Annotated in this window: 18 protein-coding genes; 7 read left to right on the forward strand and 11 right to left on the reverse strand. The window is 67.3% G+C overall.

The window, feature by feature from the left end:
• Positions 1-304: 304 nt before the first annotated feature.
• The 3 genes from U1703_RS15090 to U1703_RS15100 form a co-directional block, all read right to left on the reverse strand.
• The gene (locus U1703_RS15090; protein ID WP_332786346.1) at positions 305-1,321 is read right to left on the reverse strand and encodes a FecR family protein; all 1,017 of its coding nucleotides are present in this window, start codon (positions 1,319-1,321) and stop codon (positions 305-307) included.
• Complete coding sequence (locus U1703_RS15095) at positions 1,314-1,820, reverse strand: sigma-70 family RNA polymerase sigma factor (RefSeq protein ID WP_332786347.1); 507 nt, start codon at positions 1,818-1,820, stop codon at positions 1,314-1,316. The genes U1703_RS15090 and U1703_RS15095 overlap by 8 nt, the downstream gene beginning before the upstream one ends.
• 145 nt (positions 1,821-1,965) lie before the next feature.
• Positions 1,966-4,689 carry a TonB-dependent receptor gene (locus U1703_RS15100; protein WP_332786404.1) on the reverse strand — a complete coding sequence of 908 codons (2,724 nt, stop codon included), beginning with the start codon at positions 4,687-4,689 and terminating at the stop codon, positions 1,966-1,968.
• A gap of 255 nt (positions 4,690-4,944) precedes the next feature.
• Between U1703_RS15100 and U1703_RS15105 the strand changes: the two genes are divergently transcribed.
• Positions 4,945-5,673, forward strand: a complete 729-nt coding sequence (locus tag U1703_RS15105; protein WP_332786348.1) for an acid phosphatase — start codon at positions 4,945-4,947, stop codon at positions 5,671-5,673.
• Here the strand turns inward: U1703_RS15105 and U1703_RS15110 are convergent.
• The 3 genes from U1703_RS15110 to U1703_RS15120 all read right to left on the reverse strand — a co-directional run bounded on the left by U1703_RS15110 (position 5,651) and on the right by U1703_RS15120 (position 10,915).
• Complete coding sequence (locus U1703_RS15110) at positions 5,651-8,347, reverse strand: TonB-dependent receptor (protein WP_332786349.1); 2,697 nt, start codon at positions 8,345-8,347, stop codon at positions 5,651-5,653. The two genes, U1703_RS15105 and U1703_RS15110, sit on opposite strands and share 23 nt — an antisense overlap.
• 185 nt (positions 8,348-8,532) lie before the next feature.
• Complete coding sequence (locus tag U1703_RS15115) at positions 8,533-9,285, reverse strand: FadR/GntR family transcriptional regulator (protein ID WP_320451249.1); 753 nt, start codon at positions 9,283-9,285, stop codon at positions 8,533-8,535.
• Between the two features lie 121 nt (positions 9,286-9,406).
• Complete coding sequence (locus U1703_RS15120; RefSeq protein WP_332786350.1) at positions 9,407-10,915, reverse strand: glycerol-3-phosphate dehydrogenase; 1,509 nt, start codon at positions 10,913-10,915, stop codon at positions 9,407-9,409.
• A 121-nt stretch (positions 10,916-11,036) separates the two neighbouring features.
• Here U1703_RS15120 and glpK point away from each other — a divergent pair, with 121 nt between their 5' ends.
• Positions 11,037-12,539 carry a glycerol kinase GlpK gene (gene glpK, locus U1703_RS15125; protein ID WP_332786351.1) on the forward strand — a complete coding sequence of 501 codons (1,503 nt, stop codon included), beginning with the start codon at positions 11,037-11,039 and terminating at the stop codon, positions 12,537-12,539.
• A 74-nt stretch (positions 12,540-12,613) separates the two neighbouring features.
• On the opposite strand, the gene U1703_RS15130 is transcribed toward glpK, so the two are convergent.
• The gene (locus U1703_RS15130; RefSeq protein ID WP_332786352.1) at positions 12,614-13,768 is read right to left on the reverse strand and encodes a sensor histidine kinase; all 1,155 of its coding nucleotides are present in this window, start codon (positions 13,766-13,768) and stop codon (positions 12,614-12,616) included.
• A complete protein-coding gene (locus U1703_RS15135) occupies positions 13,758-15,092 on the reverse strand; it encodes a sigma-54-dependent transcriptional regulator (protein WP_332786353.1) in 1,335 nt (444 codons plus the stop codon). The genes U1703_RS15130 and U1703_RS15135 overlap by 11 nt, the downstream gene beginning before the upstream one ends.
• A 102-nt stretch (positions 15,093-15,194) precedes the next feature.
• Here U1703_RS15135 and U1703_RS15140 point away from each other — a divergent pair, with 102 nt between their 5' ends.
• Genes U1703_RS15140 through U1703_RS15160 form a run of 5 tightly spaced genes read left to right on the forward strand, consistent with a single transcriptional unit; the run spans position 15,195 to position 21,625 of the window.
• The gene (locus U1703_RS15140) at positions 15,195-16,427 is read left to right on the forward strand and encodes an efflux RND transporter periplasmic adaptor subunit (RefSeq protein ID WP_332786354.1); all 1,233 of its coding nucleotides are present in this window, start codon (positions 15,195-15,197) and stop codon (positions 16,425-16,427) included.
• A gap of 12 nt (positions 16,428-16,439) precedes the next feature.
• Positions 16,440-17,117 (forward strand): ABC transporter ATP-binding protein, encoded by a 678-nt coding sequence (locus U1703_RS15145; protein ID WP_332786355.1) that lies wholly within the window; start codon positions 16,440-16,442, stop codon positions 17,115-17,117.
• 13 nt (positions 17,118-17,130) lie between these two features.
• Entirely contained in the window at positions 17,131-17,898 is a 768-nt protein-coding gene (locus U1703_RS15150; RefSeq protein WP_332786356.1) for a GIN domain-containing protein, read from the forward strand.
• Between the two features lie 24 nt (positions 17,899-17,922).
• Positions 17,923-20,352: an ABC transporter permease gene (locus tag U1703_RS15155; RefSeq protein ID WP_332786357.1), complete on the forward strand. Its 2,430-nt coding sequence runs from the start codon at positions 17,923-17,925 to the stop codon at positions 20,350-20,352.
• Positions 20,345-21,625 (forward strand): TolC family outer membrane protein, encoded by a 1,281-nt coding sequence (locus tag U1703_RS15160; protein ID WP_332786358.1) that lies wholly within the window; start codon positions 20,345-20,347, stop codon positions 21,623-21,625. The genes U1703_RS15155 and U1703_RS15160 overlap by 8 nt, the downstream gene beginning before the upstream one ends.
• 45 nt (positions 21,626-21,670) lie before the next feature.
• On the opposite strand, the gene U1703_RS15165 is transcribed toward U1703_RS15160, so the two are convergent.
• The 3 genes from U1703_RS15165 to U1703_RS15175 all read right to left on the reverse strand — a co-directional run bounded on the left by U1703_RS15165 (position 21,671) and on the right by U1703_RS15175 (position 26,056).
• Positions 21,671-22,057, reverse strand: coding sequence for a response regulator (locus U1703_RS15165; RefSeq protein WP_320450702.1), 387 nt, complete (start codon positions 22,055-22,057; stop codon positions 21,671-21,673).
• The gene (locus U1703_RS15170; protein ID WP_443025820.1) at positions 22,050-25,385 is read right to left on the reverse strand and encodes a CheR family methyltransferase; all 3,336 of its coding nucleotides are present in this window, start codon (positions 25,383-25,385) and stop codon (positions 22,050-22,052) included. Before U1703_RS15170 ends, U1703_RS15165 begins: the two co-directional genes overlap by 8 nt.
• A 110-nt stretch (positions 25,386-25,495) precedes the next feature.
• Complete coding sequence (locus U1703_RS15175) at positions 25,496-26,056, reverse strand: PAS domain-containing protein (RefSeq protein ID WP_332786360.1); 561 nt, start codon at positions 26,054-26,056, stop codon at positions 25,496-25,498.
• Between the last annotated feature and the right edge of the window lie 141 nt (positions 26,057-26,197).

Here is a 26,197-nt window from a genome sequence, read left to right on the forward strand (position 1 = left end):
CCTCGTGCTCACGCAGCACGCCTATGATCTGATCCTCGGTAAAACGGCCTCGCCGCATCGCTCGTCTCCATCTGACGAGCTAACTTACCAATGGCATGATTTCCGGGGAGCAGGTCACCTACCGCAAGGTCTTCCACCGCAATGTGCAGGTCACCGATCAGCTGGTCAGCATAGGTCGAGGATGCCCCCGACAGCGTTCCAGAGGCCATGGCCCGCGCTCTCGGTGGGATTCATAATGTCAGATCATAAGCGGCTCGACCGTAGCGTGCTAATGCCCCAGCGCCTCAAATACGTGTCGCCTGCACTATTCTAGCGATCGGGATCGCGTTCGATTGGATGAGGCGCTTGGTCGTCCGAATTCGATGACGGGACCGTCGATGGAAACCGGCTGATCGAACAGTGCTGCGATCAGCGTCAGGCTCTCGGCCGGGTGGTCCAGGCGGAAACGGCCGTTGAAGCGTTCGTCGGCTAGGCCCGGGTTCCGCAGCTCGATCGGCCGCGTGCTGTATCGCCTGAGCCGCGTGATGGCATCGCCGAGACGGATGCTATCGCCGCTGAGCCAGCGCTCCTGCCACCCCTGATAGCGCTCGACATCGAAGTCGTGGAGGGTGATCCGCCCCGCGCCGGCTTCCGCCCAGTGCCCGGCAGTGACGACCATGGCCGGCTGGCCCGGTACGGTCAGGCGCACGCGGCCGCGATAGACGCGCAACTCACTGGTTCCTGCTCCCCGATCGACGCTGAAATTGGTGCCGAGCGCGACCATCTGCCCCTCGGGTGTCGAGACGGCGAAGGGGCGGGCGGCGTCATGGCGCACTTCGAACCGGGCGGCGCCCTGTTGCAGCGTCAGGTCGCGGGCACTATCCGAAAAGGCGATGGCGATACGGGAGGCCGCGTCGAGCGTCATGTCCGAGCCATCGGGCAGCGCAACCTCGCGCTGCTCGGCGGTTGCCGTGGCGTAGACGTGCGTGATGGGCGACGCGCTCGGCCCGGCCATTCGCCAGACCAATGGAGTCGCGACCGTTACCGCAAGCGCCGCCGCCATGCCGACCATCACGCGTCGCGGTATCGGGGAGGACGCCACTTGGCTCCAGGCGCGGATACGCGGCCGGGGTGGAGGAGATGTTGGGACCGTTTCGATCTGCTCGATGGCGGCGAACAAGGCCGGATCGCCAAGCAGCCGAACCATGCGCGACAGCGCCTCGCGGTGCGCGCCGGACCGATCGAGCCAGGCGCGGAGTTCGACGCGTGCGTCCGGCGACAGTGCATCCAGTCGATCGGCCCAGTCGGCAGCCTCCTCCAGGAGCAGCGTGGCGTCAGTCATGACGACGCCCTCCACGAACGGGCAGGTCGTCGATGCAGCCGTCGAGGTCGACCATGGCGCGGACGAGATGTTTCTTCACCGCCTCGACGCTGAGCCCCATCTCGTCGGCGATCTGCTGGCGGGACTTGCCCTCCAGATGCCGTTCGATGAAGACCGCGCGGCGCTGGGCGGGCAATCGGGCGAGCGCGGCCTGGAACCGGTCGAAGCGTTGGCGATAATCGAGGATCTCGTCCGACATCGGCATGGCGCAGGCGATGTCGGGATCGACCGGGCCGCCATCCTCGGCATTCCGGCGGCCGCGGTTGTGGATGACCGAGTCCGCGACGCGAAAGGCATAGGCGAGCGGCTGTTCGATCACCTGTTTGCGCTCTTGCTCGATCACCCGCATGATCGCCTCCTGCACGATATCCTCCGCCTGTTCGGATTCGCGGATACGCCTGCGGACATAGGTCAGCAGCCGTTCGCGCCCCTCGACCGCCCAGGCGATCGGATCGCTCATTCGGTGTCGTTCAGGAAGAGCCGGTTGCATGGCATCCGGGGACAGGCCTCATCGAAAAAGATCCGCGCCGCACCCATAAGGGTACGGCGCGGTGCCACGGATACCCCGATAGCGCGGGGTATCAAGAGCGTTCATGGAAGCCGGATCAGAAGGTGACCCGGATACCGCCCAGCAAGGTCGTGCCCGAGCGGGTCACGACATAAAGCCGCTTGGTGCTGTTCGAATATTGCCGCTCGCGCTGGTTGGTCAGGTTGATGCCGTTCAGCGTCAGCTGGACGTTCTTCGTGACCGCATAATGTGCCGACATGTCCATATAGACGGTGCCCTCGAACCCGGTCACGTCCTGGTCCGGCCCAAGCGCCGTCAGCACCGGCGAGGCACTGAAGATATAGCCGCTGCGGTAATTGGCTGAGACGCGGGCGTCGAACGCCTTGTCCTGATAGTAGAGGGTGGCGTTGGCGTTATACTTGCTCAGCCCCTCCAGCGTGGTCGGGATGCTGCCCGCATAGATTTTCGAATAGTCGAGCCGCGAGTCGACATAGGTGAAGTTCACTGCCGTCCCCAGCCGGTCGAAGGGAGCAGGCAGGAACTTGAAGTCGGTCTGGCCGGACAGTTCGATGCCGAACAGGTTGGTCTTCGCCAGATTGACCGGCCGCGAATAGCTGTCGACGATCGTCGATCCGGTCACGCCCGGATAGAGATTGTCGGGCAGGCCGGTCTGCGAATAGGGCACATTGTTGACCGTCTGGTTCGAGATATAGCCGTCGAGCGTCTTGTAGAACAGCGCACCCGCGACATAGCCGACCGAGCCGAAATAATATTCGGTCGAGATGTCGAAATCGGTCGACTTGTAGGGGCGCAGGTTCGGATTGCCGATCGACACGGTCACATTGCCATTGTCGTTCGTCACCGACCCGTTGACCGCCAGCGCGCCGAGTGCCGGGCGGTTGATGTTCTTCGACGCGGCGAAGCGGACCATCAGGCCGGGGTCCAGTTCGAAGATGAAGTTGGCGGCGGGAAGCACGCCCTCATATTCGCCGCGCACGGTGATCGGGCCGACATTGGCGGTGCCGTCCGAGGTCACGGTCGTGTGGTAATAGCGCGCACCGATATTGCCGCGGAACGGCACGCCGCCCAGAATGTGGTTCCAGTCATATTGCACGAAGGCGGCGCCGGTCCGTTCCTCGACCGCGAACACGCCCAGCGGCTTGGTCAGATATTGCGACCGGTCGATGCCCAGCGTCTGGAGCATCTTGGGGAAGTTGACGATCGTCCAGTCCTGGCCGCTATAGCCGGTATAGGTCTGGGCATAGGCGCTGGGATTGGCGTTGACCTTGCCCGAAACGAAGGCGCTGGTCAGGATATTGTCCTGCTCGGCATAATAGCCGCTGTTCGAGAAGCGCCGCCATTCGCCGCCGACGCTGATCTTGTCGTCGGGCGATGCCTTGTACTCGAAGCTGCCCTTGACGTTGTCGAAGCCCGAATCCTGGAACGTCTGGTTCGCATACAGACGCTTGGCGTGCCAGAAATTGGGGTCGGTCGTGTTGAACTTGTAGGTGTTGACCAGCGAATAGGTGCCGCCGCGATAGTCGGAGATGACGTCGCCAAAGCCCTCCAGCGTGAACTTGTCGTTGACCGGCATGTCGTAGCGCGAACGCTCGACGCCGCCCAGCCAGCGGAAGGTCAGGCCGTCGACCAGCTCGGCATCGCCACTGAGGACAAGCTGCTTGAAGACGTTCTTGGTGTTCTGGACGCGGGTTTCGGTCGACGCCTTGCCGCCCGACACGTCGAGATAGGTCACCTCGTTACGGTCGTTCCACTGGATCGCGTTGACCCGCGAGTTCGGATAGACCGTGCCCGCAAACGTCTCGCCGCCGCCGAGCCAGGTCGAGCTGCCGCCGCCGCGCGAGGCGAGGTGTGTTTCGAACCGGTCGCCCTTGAACTGGCCGTACAGGCCGTCGAGCGTAATATGGACCTTGTCGGTCGGTGCCCACTGGACCGAGCTGGTCAGGCCGATCCGCTCCTGCTTGCTGTCCCACACCGACAGGCGGTTGCCGCGCGCGAACAGCAGGTCGCCCGAGTTGATCTTGGCCTGCTCGGCGGCGGTCAGGCCGCTGATGTTGCTGCCATTCGCCTTGTTGCGGCGCCAGCGATAGGTGTCGAAACCCTCTTCGCGGGTGTTGCGGCGGCTATAGGCACCCGACACCAGAATGCCGAAATTACCCCAGTTCTTGGAGATGAGGCCGGTCAGGCGCGGCTGGAAATCGCGGGTCAGCGAATTGGTGCCGCCTTGCGCCGACAGTGCGACCTTGGTGCCCTTGTAATCGAAGGGGCGCGCAGTGAAGAGGCCGACCGTGCCCGCCAGACCGCCCTCGGTCTGCTGCGCCTGATACGACTTCTCGACGTCGACATGGTTGAACAGTTCGGCGGCGAACAGGTTGAAGTCGAAGGCGCGGTCGCGCGTCGTCTGGCCACGACTGTCCTGCGGCGAGTCGACATTGCCCAGCACTTCCATGCCGTTCAGCTGGACGCGGGTGAAGTCGGGGCCCAGGCCGCGCAGGGAGATCCGGCGACCTTCGCCCGCCTCGCGGTTGATCGCGACGCCGGGCAGGCGCTGGAGCGCCTCGGCCAGGTTCAGGTCGGGAAAGGCCGCGATGTCGGAGGCCGAGATCGAGTCCTTGATGATCGTCGCATCACGCTTCGAATTGCGCGCCTGGGCCAGGCTGGTGCGATAGCCGGTGACGACGACTTCGCCGCCGGTGGTGTTGGCTGCGGCGTCGCTTGCGCCTGCCGCCTGATCTTGTGCCCAAACCGGTTGCGCGACACACAGCGCGCTCGACGCCAGCAACAGCGTCCGCTTGATACCCATCACGAAAAATTCCCCCACGAAATCACGTTCGCTCGCCCGAGCCATACGGGCGAATGCGGGGAAGACGGCGGCGAGGGACAAACGGGGACAAGGAAATTTGTAAAAGTTTTAAGACATTTATGGCGTTTTTATTACATCGTAACCAATGTGATGATAGCGCAGCCAAATATTGCAAGACATTGTCCCCGAAATTGGGCAGGCGGTGTCTTCGAGGGTTTCGATCGTTTCTTGGGCGGGGTCTGAATGATGGGCGGGATGATGCGGGGATGGGGGCTGGCGGTCGTCGCCGGACTGGCGATGCTGTCGCCCGGCGAGGCCAGTGCGAAGGATGTCGCGGGCTATCTGGCGGCGGGTGAGGGGGTCAATCTGGCGATCATCCTGCCAGGGCCACCCACGCCCGGATCGCCGCGCGCACTGGCCGATGCACGCGCCTTTCGCGACAGCCGGGCGCTGCGCGGCATGGCGCGGTGGCAGCAGGCGACGGCGGACGTGTCGAGCGACCTGGGCGCGCGCTTCGCCGACGCACTGGGCTTTCGTCCGGACTGGAGCAAATTGCCGCTGACCCGCGCGATGCTGGCCCGGTTCGACGCGGACCGCTCGACGGCGATCCGCGCGGCCAAGGCGCATTGGCAATCGCCGCGACCCTTTATCGGCAGCGACCTGACCATTTGCGAGCCGCGTACGCCGGGCCTGATCGCCAATGGTGATTATCCCTCAGGCCATACCGCCAATGGCTGGAGCTTTGCGCTGATCATGGCCGAACTGCTCCCCGACCGGGCGAGCGCGCTTCTGGCGCGCGGGCACGATTATGGCGACAGCCGCTGGATCTGTGGCTCGCATAGCCAGAGCGCGGTCGAGGGCGGGTATATGGCGGCCAGCGCGATCGTCGCGCGCGAACATGGCAATGCGGCCTTTCGCCGCGACATGGCGGCGGCGGCAGAAGAGCTGGCACGCTACCGGACTAGCGCCGCCACTCCGCACTGAGGCTGACGACGCGCCCCTGCTGCGCACGGACGGTGACGATGCCGTCCGTGCCACCCGCCCGGATCTCGCCGCCCAGCGCATCGCCCTGCATCACCGCGATCCGGTCGAGCAGGTTGGTGGCGCGAAGCTGCATCGTGAGCGCGGGGCTTGCCGTCCAGCGTGCGCCGAGGCCCAGGATCGCGAAACCGGGCAGCGCCAGGCTGTTGGCGTCATCGGCGAACCGCCGCCCCATGGCCGAGACATCACCGTCGAGCGTGATGCCGGTGCCGGGCAGGGTGGCGCTGGCCGACAGACTGGCCATCATGCGCGGTACGCGGCGGGGAATGCGTCCGCTCAGATCGGTGACGACGGGGATGCCGTCGGCCAGGCTGGTCAGCCGATAGGATTGCAGCCGGGGATCCTGGATCGTCACCGTACCGCGTAGCGTCACGCCCGGTACCGGGGCGGCGCGGGCACCGAGTTCCAGCCCGATCGTCCGGGCGGCCGCGGCATTCGCGCCGACTCGAACCGCCCCCGTCACGGGATCGAGCGACAGATCGGGCAGAGCGATATCCGGAAAACGGCTGGCGAACAGCGTCGCGTCGAAGCCGAGCCTTTCCTGCCTCCAGATCAGTCCGAGTTCCCCCTGTTCGATGGTCATCGCTCGAGCCGGATCGCCGCCGCCGACGCGGAACACGCCCGGATCGGGCAATCGCATCGCGCGCGTCATGCGGGCGAACACCCCGGTTGTCGAACTCGCCCGCCAGTGGAGCGCGACCGTGGCGGCGGTGCGCGCGATGCGTTCGCGGCGGTCGTCCCATTGGCCCGATCCGATGGCGATGCGATCGTCGGCCAGCGTGGCGGGATCGCCGCCATCGCGTGTCGTCGCGCGCTCGACGACAGCCGACAGCCGGGCCCGCTCGTGGCGAAGGCCCCAGTCGATCCGCCAACGCTCGGCAATCTGCCATTCGTCGGCGGCATAGAGTGCGATCATGTGCTGGCGGCCAGTCATCGCTTCATAGGTCGATCCGGTGTTCAGCAAGCCATCGTCGGTCAGCCGCCCGAGCGCTCGGCCATCACCATCCAGGGCGGTCAGGTCCAGCCGCCGCCCCTGTTCGCGCGCTTCGAGCAGGGCCCGCGCCACCGCCCGCCGAAAGTCCCAGCGATAGCCCACGGCATAGAGCCCCAGGGTCAGGTCATGACGGCCCGCCGCCTCCAGCCGCCGGGCATAGGAAATATCGGCCAGCCCTTCGGCCAGTCGGGTATCCGCCGCGACCGGGTTGAGCGCGACGACCAGGTCGTTGTCGGGCAGCGGAGTAAAGGCCGTCCCGTCGCTCGCATGGGTCAGGGTGACGCGGGCCGTGCCGGGAAAGGCGGCGACCAGGCGCGGGGCGGCCTCGGCCAGGGCCTGCGCGGCGGGGATCGCATTGCCGGAGGAGGACAGCGCATAACGCTCGGTTCGCGATGCCCGGACATGGGCGCGCACGCTGAGGATGCCGTCCGCGACCGGCTGGGTCAGCGACAGCGACGGCACGATCATGCGGTTGCGATTATTGTGCCCGAACGGACGGTCACCCAGGGTCGCGAAACGCAGATCGGACAGCTCGGGCCCGAAAAAGCTGCCGCGTCGGGGATCGAAGCCGGGCAGGGGACGGATCTGTCCCTGCACGATCCGCATCGGAAAGGACGAGATGTTGAGCGTATCGTCGGCGAGGGCATGGATCGCCAGGCTCAGCGTACCGCCACCGCCCAGGTCGTGGTCGAGCCGGGCCCGCATCTGCCCGCCGCCCAGCGTCGCGGCGATCCGCCGCACCGTCGGATCGCTGGCGATCGTGCCGCCCGCGATCATGCGCCAGCCCGGTGCGACGGGCGCGGTGGCATAGCCCTCCCACCGCGCCAGTCCGTAGTCGGTGGTCGTCACCCGCACCGCGCCGCCCGGCCGGTCACCCGGTGCCCGCGTACGCAGGTTGAGGACCCCGCCCGGCGCATTGCTGGCAAAGATCGCCGACGGGCCGCCGCGGACATAATCGGCGGTCTCGATCATCAGGTCGGGGCGGACGAACTGGTCGATATCGGTCCAGGGCAAGGTGTCGTGCTGGACCGGCAGGCCGTCCACCTGAACCGCGATCCCCTGATATCCGTCGAGTGGAATGCCGCGCACCCGGATCGTGTTGGCGGCGGTACCGGCGGATGTGTCGACCCACAGGCCGGGCAACCCCGACAACAGCTCGGCCAGGCTCTGCGGCGGGCGCCGGGCCAGCGTGATCGCGTCGAGGTGCGAGGCGGAATAGCTGCGCTCCAGCTCGCCCTGGATGGTGGTGCCGCGACGGCCGGTAACGATGACGTCGGGCCCGATCACCGGGGCTGGTGGGGGAGGGGCAGCCGGGCGCACCCTGACCGCCGGGATGGGGCGGGGCTGCGGTGTTTCGGCACGCACCACGATACCGCCCGCGATCCGGCGGCAGGACAATCCGGCGGGCCGACACCAGCGGGCAAGCGCCTGCGACAAACGCATCTGCCCGCGCAGCGCCGCCGCATCGCGACCCGCCAGATCGCCCGGCCGCGCGACCACCGCCTGGCCCGCCTGTCGCGCCAGGCGGTCGAGCCCCGGGGCCACGGGACCGGCGGCAAGATCGACGGAGAGCAGGGGATCGGCTTGCGCGCCCGCCAGCACCAGCGCGAGCAGCGCCGTCATGACCACCCCCCTGGTGGACCCGAAATCATTCGCCCCCTGCCATCCCCGTCGCAACCACCGCGACCGCCTGTAGGCGGGCCGATACGCGGCAATTATGTAGGGCGCATGTCAGTGGCGCAGGGGGTCGCAGGGCAGGCTATTCCTCCCCTGTAAGCGGCAGGAAGAAAATCAATGTGGCCCGACCGTCAGATCTTCAGATGCGCGGTCCGGTCGCGCTTGGCGGCAAGGGCCTGGCGGACCTCGGCGACCGCGCGGGCTTCGCTCGCGATCAGCAGCCCTTCGAGTGCGGCGGTCAAGTGGCGCTGCATCGCGACCCGCGAGGCGACGGCGTCACGGGTGCGCAACGCTTCCAGGATCGCAGCGTGATGCTCGACGATCGGTCGTACGTCGATTTCGAACACCTTGGCGTCGAGCAGTGCGCTCTCTGCCGAGCGTAGTCGCTGCTCCCACAGTCGGTCGATCGTCTCCAGGATCGCGCTGTTGCGCGTCGACCGGGCGATCAGCGTGTGAAAGGCCCGGTCCGCTCGAAAGGCACCGCCGACGGTGTTGTTCTCTTCCTCGATCGCGTCGACCAGCGTCGCCAGTTCGTCCAGTTCCGCGTCGGTGATCTGGGTCGCGGCCAGCGCCGCCGCTTCGGGTTCGAACAGCAGCCGCGCCTCGGCCACTTCCATCGCCGACACGCCGAAATCGGGGGTTTCGCCCTGGCCCGGCAGTGCGACGACATGCGCGCCCGATCCGATGCGAACCTCGATAAACCCCTGGACCTCCAACGCGATCAGCGCTTCGCGAATGACGGGACGGCTGACCTCGAACCGGGTCGCCAGTTCGCGCTCGGCGGGCATGCGCGTGCCGACCGGATAGCGGCCGTCCTGAAGCTCGGCGATCAGCGTACGGGCGAGTTCCCGGTAGAGCCGGTCCTGGGTCGTATTGTTGTCCATCACCGCCCTTATAGGGGGCGCAACCGCGCGCTGGTCAAGCACTTGCATCGGATTGGTCGGGCGGGTTTTCGATCGGCTTTATCAGGGCGTGTGTTCGTCACGCGCCTCGACGACGTTCAAATCACGCGACGCCTTGCTCCGCCAGATAGCGGGCCAGCCGCTCGGGCGTTTGCGGGGGCACATGCAGGCCCAGCTTGCTGCGGCGATAGAGAATGTCCTCCGCCGTCCGCGCCCATTCGGCTTTTACCAGATAATCCACTTCGGCGGTGTGCAGGCCGCCGCCCAGATCCTCGCCCAGATCGCTCGACGCCAGGATCCTGTCGACGCGCGTGCCATAGGCGCGGGCCAGGCGCCGCAGGAGCAAGGGCGGCACCTGCCGATGGCGTACGGTCAGATCGGCCAGGAAGCGGTCGAAATCGGCGTCGGCAAAGTCCCCGCCGGGCAGCGTCGCACCCGCCGTCCAGGCCGGTCCCGCCGCAGGGAAGAAAGCGGCCAGTTCGCGCATCGCGTGTTCGGCCAGCTTGCGATAGGTCGTGATCTTGCCGCCGAAGATGTTGAGCATCGGCGCCTGCGCCTCACCCTCCGTCCCGGTGTCGAGGTCGAGGACATAGTCGCGCGTCACTGCCGAGGCATTGGCGGCATGATCGTCGTAGAGTGGCCGGATACCGGCATAGCTCCAGACGACGTCCGACGGATCGACCTTGCGCATGAAATACCGGTTCGCGGTGTCGAGCAGATAGGTGGTTTCGGCCTGGCTGATCGACGCCTTGGCCGGAGCGCCGGTCCAGGGCTCGTCGGTGGTGCCGACCAGGGTGAAGCGGCCCTCATAGGGGATGGCGAAGACGATGCGCCGGTCGTCATTCTGGAGCATGAAGGCATGGTCGCCCTCGTAAAGCCGGGGCAGGACGATATGGCTGCCCTTGACCAGCCGCACGCCGCGATCGCGCCGGGTGCCGTGCGTCCGGCCGATGACGTCGGCGACCCAGGGTCCGGCGGCGTTGACCAGCGCGCGGGCCTGGACCTTGCGCGGCGTGCCACCCTCCGCAGCCACCGTCGCGGTCCAGCCCGCTCCCTCGCGGCGGGCGTCGATCAGCCGCGTTCGCGTCTCGATCCGCGCGCCCCGCTCCTGCGCGTCGAGCGCGTTCAGCGCGACCAGGCGACTATCCTCGACCCAGCAATCCGAATAGACGAAAGCCTTGCCCTCTCGCGGCGAAAGCCCCGCGCCCAGCGGCGAACGCTCCAGCGCAACGGTGCGGGTGCCGGGCAATTTCTCTCGCCCACCCAGATGATCGTACAGGAACAGGCCCAGCCGCACCATCCAGGCGGGACGCGGCGACCGGGTCTGCGGCAGGACGAAGGACAGCGGCCAGATGATGTGCGGCGCCATGTTCAACAGCCGCTCACGCTCGATCAACGCCTCTCGCACCAGCCGGAACTCGCCATATTCCAGATAGCGCAGGCCGCCATGGATCAGCTTGGTCGACTCCGACGAGGTATGGCTGGCCAGATCGTCCTGCTCGACCAGCAGCACGGACAGGCCGCGCCCGGCGGCATCGCGCGCGATCCCTGCGCCGTTGATGCCGCCGCCGACGATCAGCAGGTCGACCCTATCCGTGCCATGGTCCGTCATGCGGCCTCGCCCTGGTTTCGAACACGGTCCCTGATATACCGATTGCCGACAAAGCGACATGACCGACGTTCATCGGAAACCGTGTGACGTCGCAGAACGAAAGCTGAGAGAGGCGAGAAGGATGGCGTCGCACATTCTGGTGATCGATCAGGGGACCACCTCGACACGCAGCATCGTCTTCGACGGGCAGGCCCGCCGCGTCGCCATCGCCCAGGCTGAATTCGCGCAGCACTATCCCGCGCTCGGCTGGGTCGAACATGACCCGGAGGATATCTGGCGCGACGCGCTGGGCACCGCACGCAAGGCGATCGGCGAAAGCGGCGTCACTCCGGCCGAGATCGCCGCGATCGGCATCACCAACCAGCGCGAGACGGTCGTCGTCTGGGACCGCGCCACCGGCGAGCCGATCCACCGCGCGATCGTGTGGCAGGACCGACGCGGCACCAGGCTGTGCCAGACGCTGAAGGCCGATGGTGCCGAGGATCTGGTGCGGGAGCGGACCGGCCTGTTGATCGACCCTTATTTCTCCGCGACCAAGCTCGCCTGGCTGCTCGACCATGTCGAGGGTGCGCGCGGGCGCGCCGAGCGGGGCGAACTGGCGTTCGGGACGATCGACAGCTTCCTGCTCTGGCGACTGACCGGCGGCGCGGTGCATGCCACCGACATCACCAATGCCAGCCGCACCATGCTGTTCGATATCCATCGCGGCATTTGGGACGAGGAACTGTGCCGGTTGCTGCGCGTGCCGATGGCGATGCTGCCGGAGGTGCACGACAATGCCCATGTCTTCGGCACGACCGCGCCCGATCTGCTGGGGGCGGCGATCCCGATCGCGGGGATGGCGGGCGACCAGCAGGCGGCGTTGTTCGGCCAGGCCTGTTTCCGACACGGCATGGCCAAGTCGACCTATGGCACCGGCTGCTTCATGCTGCTCAACACCGGCGAGACGGCGGTCGTATCGAAGCATCGGTTGCTGACCACGCCCGCATATCGTCTGAACGGCAAGACGACCTATGCGCTGGAGGGATCGATCTTCGTCGCAGGCGCGGCGGTGAAGTGGCTGCGCGACGGGCTGGGCGTCATCACCCATGCCAGCCAGACCGACGACTTGGCGACGCAGGTGCCCGATAGCCACGGCGTCTATATGGTTCCCGCATTCGTCGGCATGGGCGCGCCCTATTGGGAGCCGGATGCCAGAGGTGCTATTCATGGCCTGACGCTGGGGGCGAGCGCGGCGCATCTGGCGCGTGCGGCGCTGGAGGCAGTCGCCTATCAGACGATGGACCTGGCCCAGGCGATGAAGGCCGATGCGGGCGAGGGGCCCGCGATCCTGCGCGTTGATGGCGGCATGGCGGCCAATGACTGGCTGTGCCGCTTCCTTGCCAACATGATCCAGACGCCGGTCGAGCGGCCTGCCGACCTGGAGACGACGGCGCGCGGCGCGGCGTTCCATGCCGGGCTGGCAACGGGCGTGTGGTCGGGCCTCGACGCGCTGGAACGGCTCTGGTCGCGTGAGGAATGTTTCGAGCCGTCGATGACCGATGAAGCGCGTGCCCCGTTGGTCGCCGGGTGGCGGGACGCGGTGGCGCGGACGCTCGCCAAGCCGGGTGCGGCCCAGCCGTAACAGGGGCGATGCCGGACTTGGCGGTGACGCGCGGCATCGGCGCTGTCCGTGCAGGGAACTGCTTTTTGCGACCGTCAAACTCCTCCCCTGATAGTAGAGGAAAGGACCAGCTCGAACGTCGTAACCGCGACGGGCAACAGCGTCAGCTCGCCGCCATGCGCCTGGGCGATCCGGCGGGCCAGGGTCAGGCCGATGCCCGAACCTTCCGGCTTGGTGGTGTGGAAGGGGCGGAAGATCCGGGCTCGTTCGGGCGCGGCGACACCCTGTCCGCTGTCCGATACCCGCACGACCAGTCGGTCCGCCTCCGCCGTCACGGCGAGCGTCACCGCTGGCGCGACCGTCCCGACCAGCGCCGCCTCGGCCGCATTGTGGAGCAGCGCCCAGAGAGCCTGCGTTATCTGATCCCGGTCGCACCAGCCAGCAGTCCCTTCGGGCATTTCGATCGACAGCGTCACCCGGTCGTTGAAACGTTCGGCGAACAGGCGCGACAGGTCGTCGACCATCTCGCCCATATCCACGACCGTTCGCACCGGGTCGGGCAGCCGGGCGAGCATCCGATAGGCGCGGGTGAAACGCTCCAACCCCTCGATCCGCCGGGCCAGCGTGGCGAGGATCGCGGGCAGGCGGGCATCGCCGCGTTCCGCCGCCACCTGTGCGCTGTCGGCCAGCGACACGATCGGCGAGAGGCCGTTGAGCAGTTCGTGGCCCAGAATGTCGATCATCTCGTTATCAGCATGAACCTCGGCGGCGCGGCGTTCCGCCTCGACATCGACCAGCATGACCAGCGCCTGGCCGCCGCTCGCGACCCGCTCGATCCGCCAGCTTCTCCCCTCATGCCGCAGCCGGGTCTCGCGCGGGTCGACCAGTGCGGGCGGCGTCGGGCTCAGCCGGTCGTCGGTGGCAAACAATGTCCGTCCTGCCCGGTTGAGCGCCCGTGCGGCGGCACCGTCCATCCGCAACAGCGGCAGGGGTATCTGGTCGAACAGCGCGGAAAGCGGCGGCCCTTCGACGGGCCGCGCCGCTTCTTCCCGTCGTTGTCCGGCCGTCAGGCCGCGCAGGGTTGCCCAGCAGCCCGCAACCACCAGCCAGACGGCACACAGCACGAGTCCGGCGATACTTGCCAACATGCCCCCTTGCCAGGCCAGCACCAGCAGCGCGCCGATCCCGGTCAGCGCGGTCCCGGAAACGGCGGCGGCGGCGACCCGGCGGCTGGCGGGGTCAAAGGCCATGGCGCGCCATCCGCCGATACAGCGCACCACGGCTGAGCCCCAGTGCCTGTGCGGCCTGGGTGACGTTGTGGTGGTGCTCTGCCAGCGCGGCTTCGATCATGCTGCGCTCGCTCTGGTCCAGGTCGAAGCTGGCGCGGCCCGGTGCCACATTTTGCAGGATGGCGGCGGCCGGCACGGCTGGGGCGAGCAACGCGGCGTCGATCACACCGTCCTCGCCCAGCAGCAGCGCGCGTTCGATCGCGGCGGCCAGCCCGCGTATCTCGTCGGGCCAGATCGCATCGGCGAACAGCGCCTCGGCGGCGGGCGTGAAGCGGGGCAGGGGGCGGCCATGCCGCTGGGCCGCGAGCCGGGCAAAATGCCTCGCGAGCAGCGGCACGTCCCGGCGGCGGGCGGCCAGCGGCGGGGCGGCGATCTCGACCGTGGCGATCCGCCGGGCCAGCGCCGGGGCGATCGCGCGTGCATCGTCGGCGATGGCGATGAAGCGGCCCGGGCGCAACCGGTCGAGCAACCGCGCCTGGGTCATCTCGTCCAGTCGGTCGGGATGGCGCAACAGCCAGGTGGTGCCCGCGTCGCCCTGATCCAGTCGGTCCCAGGCTTGCGGGTCGCGCAGATCGATCCGCACCATCGGCGTCTCCGCCCCCGCCCCCGCCCCCGCCGAAGCCGCATGGACGGCGGCGGCGATCAGGCTGCGCCCGGCACCCGAAGGACCCGTCACGACGACGCCCGCCATGGTGGGACCGATCCGGCGGACCACCACGCGCACCTGCTCGATCGCGTCGCTGTCGCCGAGCAGTCGGGCGGGCTCCGTCATGCTTTCCCCCATGACCGGGGCCGCGAAGATATCGGGCTTGGCCGGGCGGCGGCGGGCGGCCAGTTCGATCTTGGCGATCAGCTCGGCATTGCGCCACGGCTTCATCACGAAGTCGCGCGCGCCCGCCTGCATCGCGGTGACCGCCAGCCGGATACCGCTATGCGCGGTGATGACGACGATGCACGCACCCGGATCGTCGGCCAGCAACCGGTCGAGCACGACCAGTCCCTCCGCCCCGTCGGTGCGCCCGGCGGTATAGTTCAGGTCGAGCAGGATCGCGTCGTATCGCCGGGACGCCATCATGGAAAAGCCGTCCTCCGGCCCCTGCGCCACGTCCAGCCTGTGCCCGGCCAGGTCGATGGCCAGGACGAGCGATTCGGCGATGCGCGGATTGTCGTCGATCAGCAGGATCGCCAGCGGGCTTGACCGGTCGTCCGACCGTCCATTTCCGGACGGTGCGTCCGGACGTGAACGGTCGGATTGGGCCGTGTTGCTGGAAAAGGGCGTATTCATGGGGGTTTAGGTTTTCCCGCCGTCTTGGGTGACACTCCACCCATGATGACCGAACAACCCGTACACGCAAGCGCTTCGCCGGGGGCAGGCCCCGGGGCAGGAATGGACCGCAGGATCGCGCGCAAGTCGACGCCGTGGTGGCGCCGTCGCCCGGTCGTGATCGCCGCCTTGCTGGCGATCGCCGCCGTCGTGATCTGGCGTATCCTGCCCGCCGCAGGATCGACCGACATCGCGGCCGCCAATGTCGAGACGGGCGAGGTCACGCGCGCGGCGTTCGACGATTATCTGCCCGTCCGCGCCACCGTCACGCCGCGTGTCACCACGCTGGTCGGCGTGTTGTCGGGCGGACAGGTCGAGCGGCTGCTGGTCCAGGACGGCGAGATGGTCGCCGAGGGACAGCCGCTCGCCACGCTTGCCAATCCGCAACTGAAGCTCGACGTGCTGACCCGCGAGGCGCAGATCGCCAGCCAGCTCGGTGGCGTCGCCAGCGAAGGGCTGGGGATCGAGCGCAACTCGCTCGACCGCGCAGGCCAGGTGGCGCAGGCGGAGTATGACCTGATCAAGGCGCGCCGCGACCTGGGCATCCGTCGCCAGCTGCACGACCAGGGCTTCCTGTCGGATGCGGGCGTCCGCAGTTTCGAGGAAGAGGCCGCCTATCAGGAAAAGCGCCTGGCCCAGCTGAAGTCCGGGCGCGCCACCGAGGTGCGGATCACCGCGACCCAGGCGGCGCGGCTGGCCGATACGCAGACGCGGCTGGCGGGCAACATGGCGGCAGTGCGCGCAGGCCTGGAGGGCCTGACCATCCGCGCGCCGTCGGGCGGGCGTCTGACCAACTTCGTCATCCAGCCTGGCCAGACGCTGAAGCCCGGCGATCCGGCGGGGCAGGTGGACAGCGAGGGTTCGTGGAAGCTCGTGGCGCAGGTCGACGAATATTATCTCGGCCGCGTGGCGCCGGGGCAGACCGCGACCACCACGGACCGCGCCAAGCTGACCGTGTCGAAGGTCCTGCCCGCGGTGAAGGATGGCCGCTTCCAGGTCGAGCTGACCTTTGCCCATGCGCCCGCCGGGCTCAATCGCGGGCAGACGATCGACATCCGCATCACCCTGGGCGCCGCGAGCCGCGCGGTGGTGGCGCCGGTCGGCGGCTGGCTGGAGGCGGGCGGTAGTTCGGCCTTCGTCCTCGACCCCGATGGCGCCCATGCCCGCCGCCGCCCGGTCCGCATCGGCCGCCGCAATCCCGAACAGGTCGAGATCCTGTCCGGCCTCAATCCCGGCGAACGCATCGTCATCAGCAACACATCGTCCGTGAAGGGCGATATCCTGAACATCCGATAAGGGGGAGCATCCATGATCCGACTGGAAAATATTCAACGCCGCTACGTCTCCGACGAGGTCGAGACGACCGCGCTGCACGACATCGACCTACATGTCGCGGCGGGCGAGTTCCTGGCCATCATGGGCCCATCGGGCTGCGGCAAGTCGACTTTGCTCAACACGCTGGGCACGGTCGATCGGCCGACGGGGGGACGCTATCTGTTCGGCGACCGCGACCTGGCGGCGCTCGACGAAAAGGCGCTGGCCCGGTTCCGCGCCGACACACTGGGCTTCGTGTTCCAGAGCTTCAACCTGATCGACGAGCTGACCATCGAGGAGAATGTCGCGCTGGGCCTCGCCTATCGCAGCGATGCGGGGGACCGGCGCGGCCGGGTGGCGGCGGCGATGGACCGGGTCGGCATCGCTCACCGCGCGCGCCACTTTCCCCACCAGCTGTCGGGCGGCCAGCAACAGCGCGCCGCCATCGCCCGCGCCATCGTCGGCGATCCCAAGCTGATCCTGGCGGACGAGCCGACCGGCAACCTCGACACCGCCAATGGCGAGCAGGTGATGAACATCCTGACCGGGCTGAACGACGCGGGCGCCACGATCATCATGGTCACCCACTCGCCCAGCCATGCCGACCTCGCCAAGCGCCGCATCGACATGCTCGACGGCCGTATCGTCGCCAGCGCCATGCGCGCGATCTGAAAAGGACATTTCCATGATGAAGATGATCTCCACCATCGCGCTTCTGTCGATCGCCGTCGCGGCACCCGCGCAGGATGCCGCACTGGGCAATGCCCCGACCTCGCGTGGTTTCGCCATGCATGGCTTCGACCGGATCGAACTGAGCGGCTGCGACATCGTCACCGTCGCGATCGGGTCCGGCTATGCCGTGACGGCGCAGGGGCGGGCGGCGAATATCGACAATCTGCGGATCGATATGACCGGCTCCACCTTGCGCATCCGCCGCCGGAACGACAGCTGCAACGGCGATGACCGGCGGGTGGCGATCGCCGTGACCCTGCCGTCGCTCAAGGCGGTGGACGTCAGCGGCGCGGTGGGGATGAACCTGCCCGCACTCGATGCCCGCGCCTTTGCAATCGACGCCAGCGGGGCAAGCGTGCTTCGGCTTGCGGGTCTGCGTAGCGCAGCGGCCAGCTTCGACCTGTCCGGCGCCAGCCGGGCGACCATCGGCAATCTGCAGGCCGACCGGGTGAGCATCGGCTCTTCGGGGGCCAGCAATGTACGTGTCGAGGGTACGGCACGGGAATTGACCATCGACGCCAGTGGCGTCGGCGAGGTGGATGCGCGCAACCTGTCCGCGCCCGCCGTGACGATCGGGGCCAGCGGCACCGCCAAGGTCCACGCGGGCAGCGCGCAAACGGCGCAGGTCAGCGCAAGCGGCATGGCCAACGTCACGGTCGAGGGCAATCCGCACTGCACCGTGTCCAAGAGCGGGCTCGCCCGCATCGCCTGCGGTCGATGACCGCGTGATCGGGGGGAAGCAACCATGAACCGCTTCGCGCTACTGTCGCTCTATCGCTCGCTTGTGCGCCACAAGCTCTATGCCGCGCTCAACATCGGGGGGCTGGCGGTCGGCATCGCCGTCTTCTTGGTGCTCGGCCTCTATGTCCGGTTCGAGACCAGCTATGAGAAGTGGCTGCCTCGGCATGGCGGCATCTATCTTGTTCAGACCATCTGGAAGGGCATGGATAGCCCCTTTGTCGGGACCTATCACAATACCATGGGCGGCCTGCTGACCCAGATGAAGGAGGATTTCCCCGGCATCGTCGGCACCCGGTATGAGGGCGGCGAGGATAGCGGCAGCATCATCCGCAACGGCGTCGCCGTTCAGGAGGATATGGCCCGGGTCGATCCCGAATTCTTCAAGGTGTTCGATCTGCCCATCGTTGCGGGGCAGGGAGCCGGTGCGCTCGACAATCCCGGCAACATCGTGATCAGCCAGTCACTGGCCCGCAAATATTTCGGCGACGCGAACCCCGTGGGCCGCACACTGACCGCTTCCTGGAGCAAGCCGCAGCCCTACCGGGTGGCGGGGGTGTTCAAAGATCTGCCCGCCAACAGCGAGTTCAAATTCTCGATCCTGATGCGTATCCCGGCGGGTGAGAATCCGGGCTACTGGTATCACTGGGGCAGTACCAGCCTGTATACTTATCTACGCTTTCCCGAAGCCTCTGCCGCACGGGCTTTTGTCGAAAAAATGCCCGCCTTCATCGACCGCCGGGCCTTGAAGGACATGGGTAAGAATGCGTCGGTGAATTTGGGGATCGGTCTGCTGCCGATCGCCGACATGCATCTGGCACCGCAGGGCAAGGAAAGCGCGAGCCGTAAGCTGATGGTCGTCACATTGGGGCTGGTCGGCGTCCTGACGCTGCTGATCGCCATCCTCAACTATGTGAACCTGGCCACGGCGCGGGCGGGGCTGCGAGCGCGTGAAGTCGCGATGCGCAAGGTGTTGGGCGCGGACCGTCATGCCTTGGTCCGCCAGTTCTTGGGCGAGGCGATCCTGACCGTTGCAATCGCCGCCTTGGGTGGACTGATCCTGGCGGAACTGGGCCTGCCGCTGGTCAATGCGGCTGGCGGACTATCGCTTACCATTCCCTATGCCGTCGCCATTCCGGCGCTTGCCATGCTCGTGCTGATCGTCGGAGCGGCGGCGGGCTTCTATCCGGCGATCCTGCTGTCCCGCTATCCGGCGGCGTCGGCCCTCGCCTCGGCCAGGGCACCGGGTGGCGGAAGGGCGGGAACGCGAACCCGCGAGACGCTGGTGATGGTGCAGTTCGGTCTTGCCATCGCCTTCGTCATCGGGACGCTCGTGATGGTTACCCAGACCCGGCATATTCGCACCGTCGATCTCGGCTTCCAGCGTCAGGGGCTGATGATCGTGCCGTCCTTCCTCGACAGCGGTCTCGACAAGGCGCAGAGTTCAGCGATGTTGCAGGCGCTGGCGGCGCTGCCAAATGTGAAGGCGCTGGGGGAGGCGGACACCTCGCCAGGCGGATCGGGCAACAACAATGCCGACAATATACCGATACCGGGACAGAAGGGTGATGGCCCGTCCTTCCGTCGGATTGCGGTGAACAAGGGGTTTTTCTCCGTCTTTCCGCCGCGCATTCTGGCCGGACGCATTTTCGATCTCGACCACCGGACCGACGACATCTCGGCGGCGGGCCATATGAACGTCGATGGCATGCCGATCGTCATCAATCGGCTGGGAGTAGCCAAGCTCGGCTTCCACTCTCCCGAGGAAGCGGTGGGCAAGACCGTTGGCGGGCGGAACCCCCGGACCATCATTGGGGTGATCGACGAACTGCGCTTTTTCACGCCGCGCCTCCCAATCGATCCGACCTATTATGTCTTCTATCGTGACGAGGTGCCCGACGCCCCGGTCCTGTCGATCCGTTTCACCGGCGATCCCCGCAAGATGAAGGAGCAACTGGCCGCCACCTGGCGTCGGATCGCACCGCAGGTGCCGCTACGTGCCGAAACGGCCGAGAACACGATGGACGAGCAATATTATCGGACCGACGACCGGGCGGCGCGTCTGTTCACCATTGGTGCTGGCCTTGCCGTTCTGATCGGCTGCGTCGGGCTCTGGGGGCTTGCCTCGTTCAACACGCAGCGGCGGGTGAAGGAAATCGGCATTCGCAAGACGCTGGGAGCCTCGGCCACCGATATCGTCAAGCTGCTCGTGGGGCAGTTCCTGCGGCCGGTGCTGATCGCCAATCTGGTCGCCTGGCCGCTCGCCTTCGTGGCGATGCGGACGTGGCTGGCGGGGTTCGAGGATCGGATCACCCTGTCGCCGCTCTATTTCGCGGCGGCGACGGCGTTGGCACTGACCATCGCGGTGCTGACCGTGCTGGGCCAGTCGCTCAAGGCCAGCCGGGCCGCCCCCGCTTGGGCGCTGCGTCATGATTAAGCGGGCGGGGTGGTTGCTCCTGGGGGCGGCGCTTGTCGTGGCCGCCCCGGCTTCCGCCGAGACGCTGCGGCAGGCGATCGCTGCGGCGTGGGAGGACAATCCCGAACTCGCCGCCGCCCGTGCCCGGCAGGATGCACTGGCCGAGACGCCTAACCAGGCGCGCGCCGCCGGGCGGCTGACGGCCGGGGCGACGGGCACGGCGGGTTATGACCGGTTGGGTTCCGACAATACAGGCGTGCGCACGGGGGCGAGTTCGGCGCTGGGCGGGGTGACGGCGACATTGCCGATCTGGACCGGCGGACGCGTCGCGTCGGCGGTGCGCGCGACGGGGGGCGATGTCGCCGCCGGGGGCGAGGCCTTACGCGATGTCGAGGCCGATGTGCTGGAGCGCGTGGTCGGTGCCTATGCCGATTTGCTCTATACGCAGCAGGCGGTCGAGGTCGCGCGGGTCGGCATCGCGCGGCTCGACAGCCAGGTGGCGGAGGCCAAGTCGCGTTACGGCCTGGGCCAGGCGACGAAGACCGACGTGGCCCAGCTGGAGGCGCAGCGGGCCAGCGTCGTCTCCAACCTGGTCGATGCCGAAGGTGCCGTCGCGGCGGCGGCGGCCGCTTACCGGGCGATCGTCGGGCGCGAGGCGGGCGCGCTGGAGCCGACGATCGCCGCCCCCACCACCTTGCCGCGCACGCTCGCCGATGCGCGTGAGGCGGCGGAGGCGGGCCATCCGCTGCTGCTGGCCCAGCGGCGGCGGGTCGAAGCGGCCGTCGCGCGGATCGACCAGGCGCGGGCCGAGCGGGCGCCCGCCATCGATCTGGCAGGCGGCTATGGACGCGGCGTGCAATGGGCAGGTGGTGGCGTGAACGGTTTCGACAGCGCGGCCAATGCCGGCCTGTCGCTGCGCGTGCCGCTGCTCACCGGCGGGCTGGTTGCATCGCGCGTGCGGCAGGCCGAGGCGAATGCACGGGCCGAGCGGTTCACGGTGGATGCGGCGGCGCGCGGTGTGGTGCGGGCGGCCGATACCGCCTGGGCCTCGCTTATCGCCGCCCAAGGCCGGTTCAAGGCGAGCTCGGAGGGGCTGCGCGCCGCCGACCTGGCGCTGAAGGGCGTGCGGGCGGAATATGGCTTCGGCCTGCGCTCGACGATCGACATATTGGTCGCCGACCAAAGCTATCGCGCGGCGCAGCTGGCGGTGGCGCGGGCGCAGGTCGATGTGCTGATCGCCCAGGCCGCACTGTTGCGCGCGACGGGACGGATGGGGCCGGGGGCGTTTGATTGAGGGGAAGGGCCGGGTGTCTGACCGAACCCGACCCGACCGCCCTACTTACCCTGCCGCCCGGTCCCCTTCCGCCGGACCCGAAACCGCCATCGACAAGGTACGGCGAAGCAGCGAGGGCGAGCACGGCTTGCCGCATACCGCGGCCCCCGGATAGCGCGATTGCAGCGCCTGTTCGTCGGCATGGCCCGAATGGAAGATCAGCGGGACGCCCGCCTCGCGCAGACGCTCCGCTGCGGGGAACACCTCTCCGTCGCGCAGGCGCACGTCCAGGATCGCGCAGGCCAGTTCGGGCTTGGCGCTGTCGAGATGCGCCAGCACCTCCTCGACGCTGACATAGGGGCCATCGACCTGATAGCCGCCATCCTCGATGATCGACTGCAAATCCAATGCGACGAAGAATTCGTCCTCGACCAGCAGAATCGTCTTAGTCATGGGACAAAATGCTCTCCGGCAAAGATAGGCTGAGCAGGAAACGCCCTTCGACGCATTTCCGCTCCAGTTCCGCACCCAGTTGGCGTGATGATGTCTGGACGAGCAGCGTGCCGAAGCCCTGGCCCGCATCCGTATCCGGTAAAGTCCCGCCGCTTTCGACCCAGTCGAGCCGCACCTTGCCCCCGGCCAGCGTCCAGTTCACCGACAGCGTACCGGACGGCTGCGCCAGCGCGCCATATTTGACCGAGTTCGTCGCCCATTCGTGCAGGATCAGCGCAAGCGGCGACAGGCACCGTCGGTCGACCAGCAGCGAGGGACCGTCCATCGCGATCGCCGACTGTCCCTGATACGGGGCGATCGTGGCCTGGACGAGCGAGCCCAGCTCGATCGCCTGCTGCTCGCCCGCGGGCGAGGCCAGCGAGTGCGCGCGGCCCAGCGTCGCGATCCGCTCGCGCACGTCGTCGGCCATCACGGTCACGTCGTCATGCGAACGCGCGGCTGCCGAGACGATGCCGGAGATGATCGCGAACAGGTTCTTCACCCGGTGGTTCATCTCGCGCAGCATCAGTTCGCGCGTCTCGGCGATGGCATATTCTGCGGTGACGTCGATCGACACGCCGACCATGCGATGCGGCGCGGTCGTGGTGACGACCCGGCCGGATCCCTTGATCCAGCGTTCCTTGCCGCCCAGGTCCAGGCGGAAGGTCATCTCGAAATCGCCCCGGCCCGCCATGGCCTCGGCCAGCGCCAGTTCGACGCCCGGCCGATCCTCCGGCACGATGCGGTCGAACACCTGGGCAACGCGCCCCGCATCCTCCTGATCGGCAAAGCCGAACAGCTGGCGACCGGTTTCGTCGAGGATGATCTCGCCGGTGCCCGCGCGATATTCCCAGACGCCGATGCCGCCTGCCTTGATCGCCAGGTCCAGGCGTTCGCGTTCGGCGGCCAGTTCGCGCTCCAGGCTGAGCGCATCGGTGATATCGGTCAGGACCAGCGTCGCGCCGTCGATGCCGTCACCCTGGGTGCGATAGGGCAGGATGCGCAGCGACAAGGTGCGTTCGCCGTCGCGCGTCATCACCCGCTGCTGCGTGGCGGGGCCGCCCGCCGCGACATCGGCCGCACCGCCCAGATAATCGGTATTGGACAGCCGGGTCGACACGTCGGCCAGCAATCGCCCCCTGTCGCTGGGCTGCAGCGGGAAGATCGACCGTGCCGCCTCGGTATAGCTGCGGATGCGCAGATTGCGGTCGAGCACGACGACGGCAAGATCGGTCGATTCGAAGAAATTGCGCAGGTCCGCATTGGCGATGGTCAGCTGGTCGACCTTGGTCTTCAGCTCGTCGTTGACCGTCGACAGTTCCTCGTTCGTCGATTGAAGCTCCTCGTTCATCGACATCATTTCTTCGTTGGAGCTTTTCAGCTCCTCGTTCGCCGTCTCCAGCTCCTCGACGGTCGAGCGCAGCCGGTGGCGGGTCAGGCGGAGTTCGTCCTCCAGCGCCTCGATATGATCTTCGCCCGGCTCCAGGTCGGCCAGGTCGCTCGCCTCGACCGGGCTGAACGGCGCACTGTCGCGGAACAGGAACAGCAGCGAGCCATCGGCCATCGGGTCGCACACGACCTCGACCTTCTGGATGCCGAATTCGGTGGTCACCGATACGTCGCGCGCCGCGATCCTCTTGCGCGCGTCGCGGGCCTGGCGAAGCATCGGGCCAAACACCTCGCGCAGGCCGGGCCGGGCCAGCGTGACCGCGCTCGACCCGCCGGCACGGGTCACGGGGAAGTTGAAGTACCGGCTCAGCTTGCCGAACGCGGCCAGGATGCCGCCGTCCTGGTCCACCACCATGCTGGGCGGGGCATAGCGATCGACGATCCGGCGCATCGCCGGACCCTCGTCGCCGGCGGGGACCGCGCCGTCACGCTCGCCCCGCTCACCGCGTCGGCGCAGCGTCGGGCTCGCGCGACCGGGCAGGTCGATGGGGTAGGAGGGCGATCCCGGCGTCCGCTCGAACAGGCGGGCATGGCCGTCGATCGCGGGAAAGAGATGATCGAACCGCCCGACGCTTTCCGACGGGCCCAGGAACAGATAGCCGCCGGGGCGCAGCGCATAGTGGAGCAGCGGCAGGACCGACTGCTGCAACCGGTCGTCAAAATAGATCAGCAGGTTGCGGCACGACACCAGGTCGATCCGCGAAAAGGGCGGATCCTTGACCAGGCTGTGGTTGGAAAAGCGGATCATGTCGCGGATCTGGGCCGAGATGGTGAACCGCTCGGCATGTGGTATCGTATAGCGTTCGCGCAGCGCCGGCGGAATGTCGGCCAGTGCCGAGGCCGGATAGCTGCCGTCGCGCGCGATTTGCAGCATCTGTTCGTCGATATCGGTCGCGAAGATCTGCACCGCCAGCGGCTGGCCGCTTTCGCGCGCCGCCTCCGCAAACAGCATGGCGATGCTGTACGCTTCCTCGCCGCTGGAGCAGCCGGGGATCCAGATACGGATATCCTCGTCCGGGTCGCGGGCACGGGTCAGTGGCAGGATCGCCTTGGTCCGAAGCGTCTCGAACAGTTCGGTGTCGCGGAAGAAGCGCGTGACGTTGATCAGCAGGTCGCGGAACAGCGCCTCGCATTCGTCGGCGTCGCTCTTGATCCGGGCCAGATAGGCTGCGCCGGTGTCGATGCCCAGCACATGCATCCGCCGTTCGACCCGGCGGACCAGCGTGGTGCGCTTATAGCCCGAAAAGTCATGGCCGACCGCGTTGCGCAGGACACGGCAAAGGTCGTCGATATGATCGGCGACGACCTCCGCCTCCTGCTCCTTCGGATCACCCGCGCGGCGCGAGAAGAAGGTGTGGAGACAGTCGAGAATCTCGCTGGGCGGCTTGACGAAATCGACAAGGCCCGTGCCGACCGCCGACAACGGCATGCCGTCATAGCGCGCCGTCTCGGGCTTCTGGACGACGCCGACGCCGCCATTTTCCTTGATCGCGCGCAGGCCCGTCGTGCCGTCCGCCCCAGTGCCCGACAGGATGACGCAGGCGGCGTTCGCCTGCTGGTCGCTGGCCAGCGACAGGAAGAAATCGTCGATCGGACGGCGCAGGCCGCGCGGCTGGATAAAGTCGGTCAGCTCCAGCACGCCGCCGCGAATGGCCAGGCCCCGGCCGGGAGGAATGATATAGACGCGGTCGGCCTCGATCCGCTCCGACCCCTCGCACTGGCGGACCTCCAAATTGGTATGGCGGTCGAGCAACTGGGCGAGCATCGATTCGTGATTGGGGTCCAGATGCTGGACCACCACGAAGGCCATGCCGGTCGGCGCGCGCGCGGGCGTCAGCATTTCGCGCAACGCTTCCAGCCCACCGGCCGATGCGCCGATGCCGACGACGGGCACCGATGCGCCGTCGCCATCCACTATCGTATCGGCCTGGGGCAGGTTCGTTTCGGCGCTCACGGAAAGGCCGCTCTGTCGAGGTCCGACAGGGTCAGCTTGGCCTGGGCGATGGTGGCGGCGGTGTTGGCGATGGCGGTCAGCGATCCCTCGAGCACCATGCCGCTTTCGGCCAGGATCGGGGTCAGCTTGCCCAGCGTGCGGCCGAGCTCGGCGTCATACGCGGTCAACCGCTCGGGCTGCGACCGGCTGACGTCGAACTGTGATGCGAAGATATAGGGCATGTCGCCGCCCAGCATACGCAGTTTCGACATGTACAGCAGGTTGACGAAGGGCGAGCCGTCCTTCCGGAAGTTGATGAGCATGGTGCGCACGTTGAGCTGCCGGTCGTTGGCCAGGAATTCCCGAATGCGATCGCGCGCTTCGACATTGTCGGCGTCGCGTTGCAGCATCCGACAGTTATGCCCGACCATATCTTCTCTAGTGTAACCGGTAAGCTGACGGAAACCATGATTGATGAAGATCAGGGGATTGTCACCCCGTGCATCGGCCAGTGCCAATGCGATCGGGGACTGGTCCAGATAGGTGGCCAGATGGCCCGGAATTTCATTGTGGTTCACGAAAAAGCTGGCTCCTCGACGCGCATTCGCATGGCGTCATCGCCGCTGCAAGAGCCACGATCCATGATGTCCCCCGAGATCATGAAGGTGGCAAACCGATCAGTATGACGCAATGTTCCCATTGCGCACCTTTCGGTCGCC

Source organism: Sphingomonas flavida (genome assembly GCF_036663655.1).
Taxonomy (GTDB): domain Bacteria; phylum Pseudomonadota; class Alphaproteobacteria; order Sphingomonadales; family Sphingomonadaceae; genus Sphingomonas.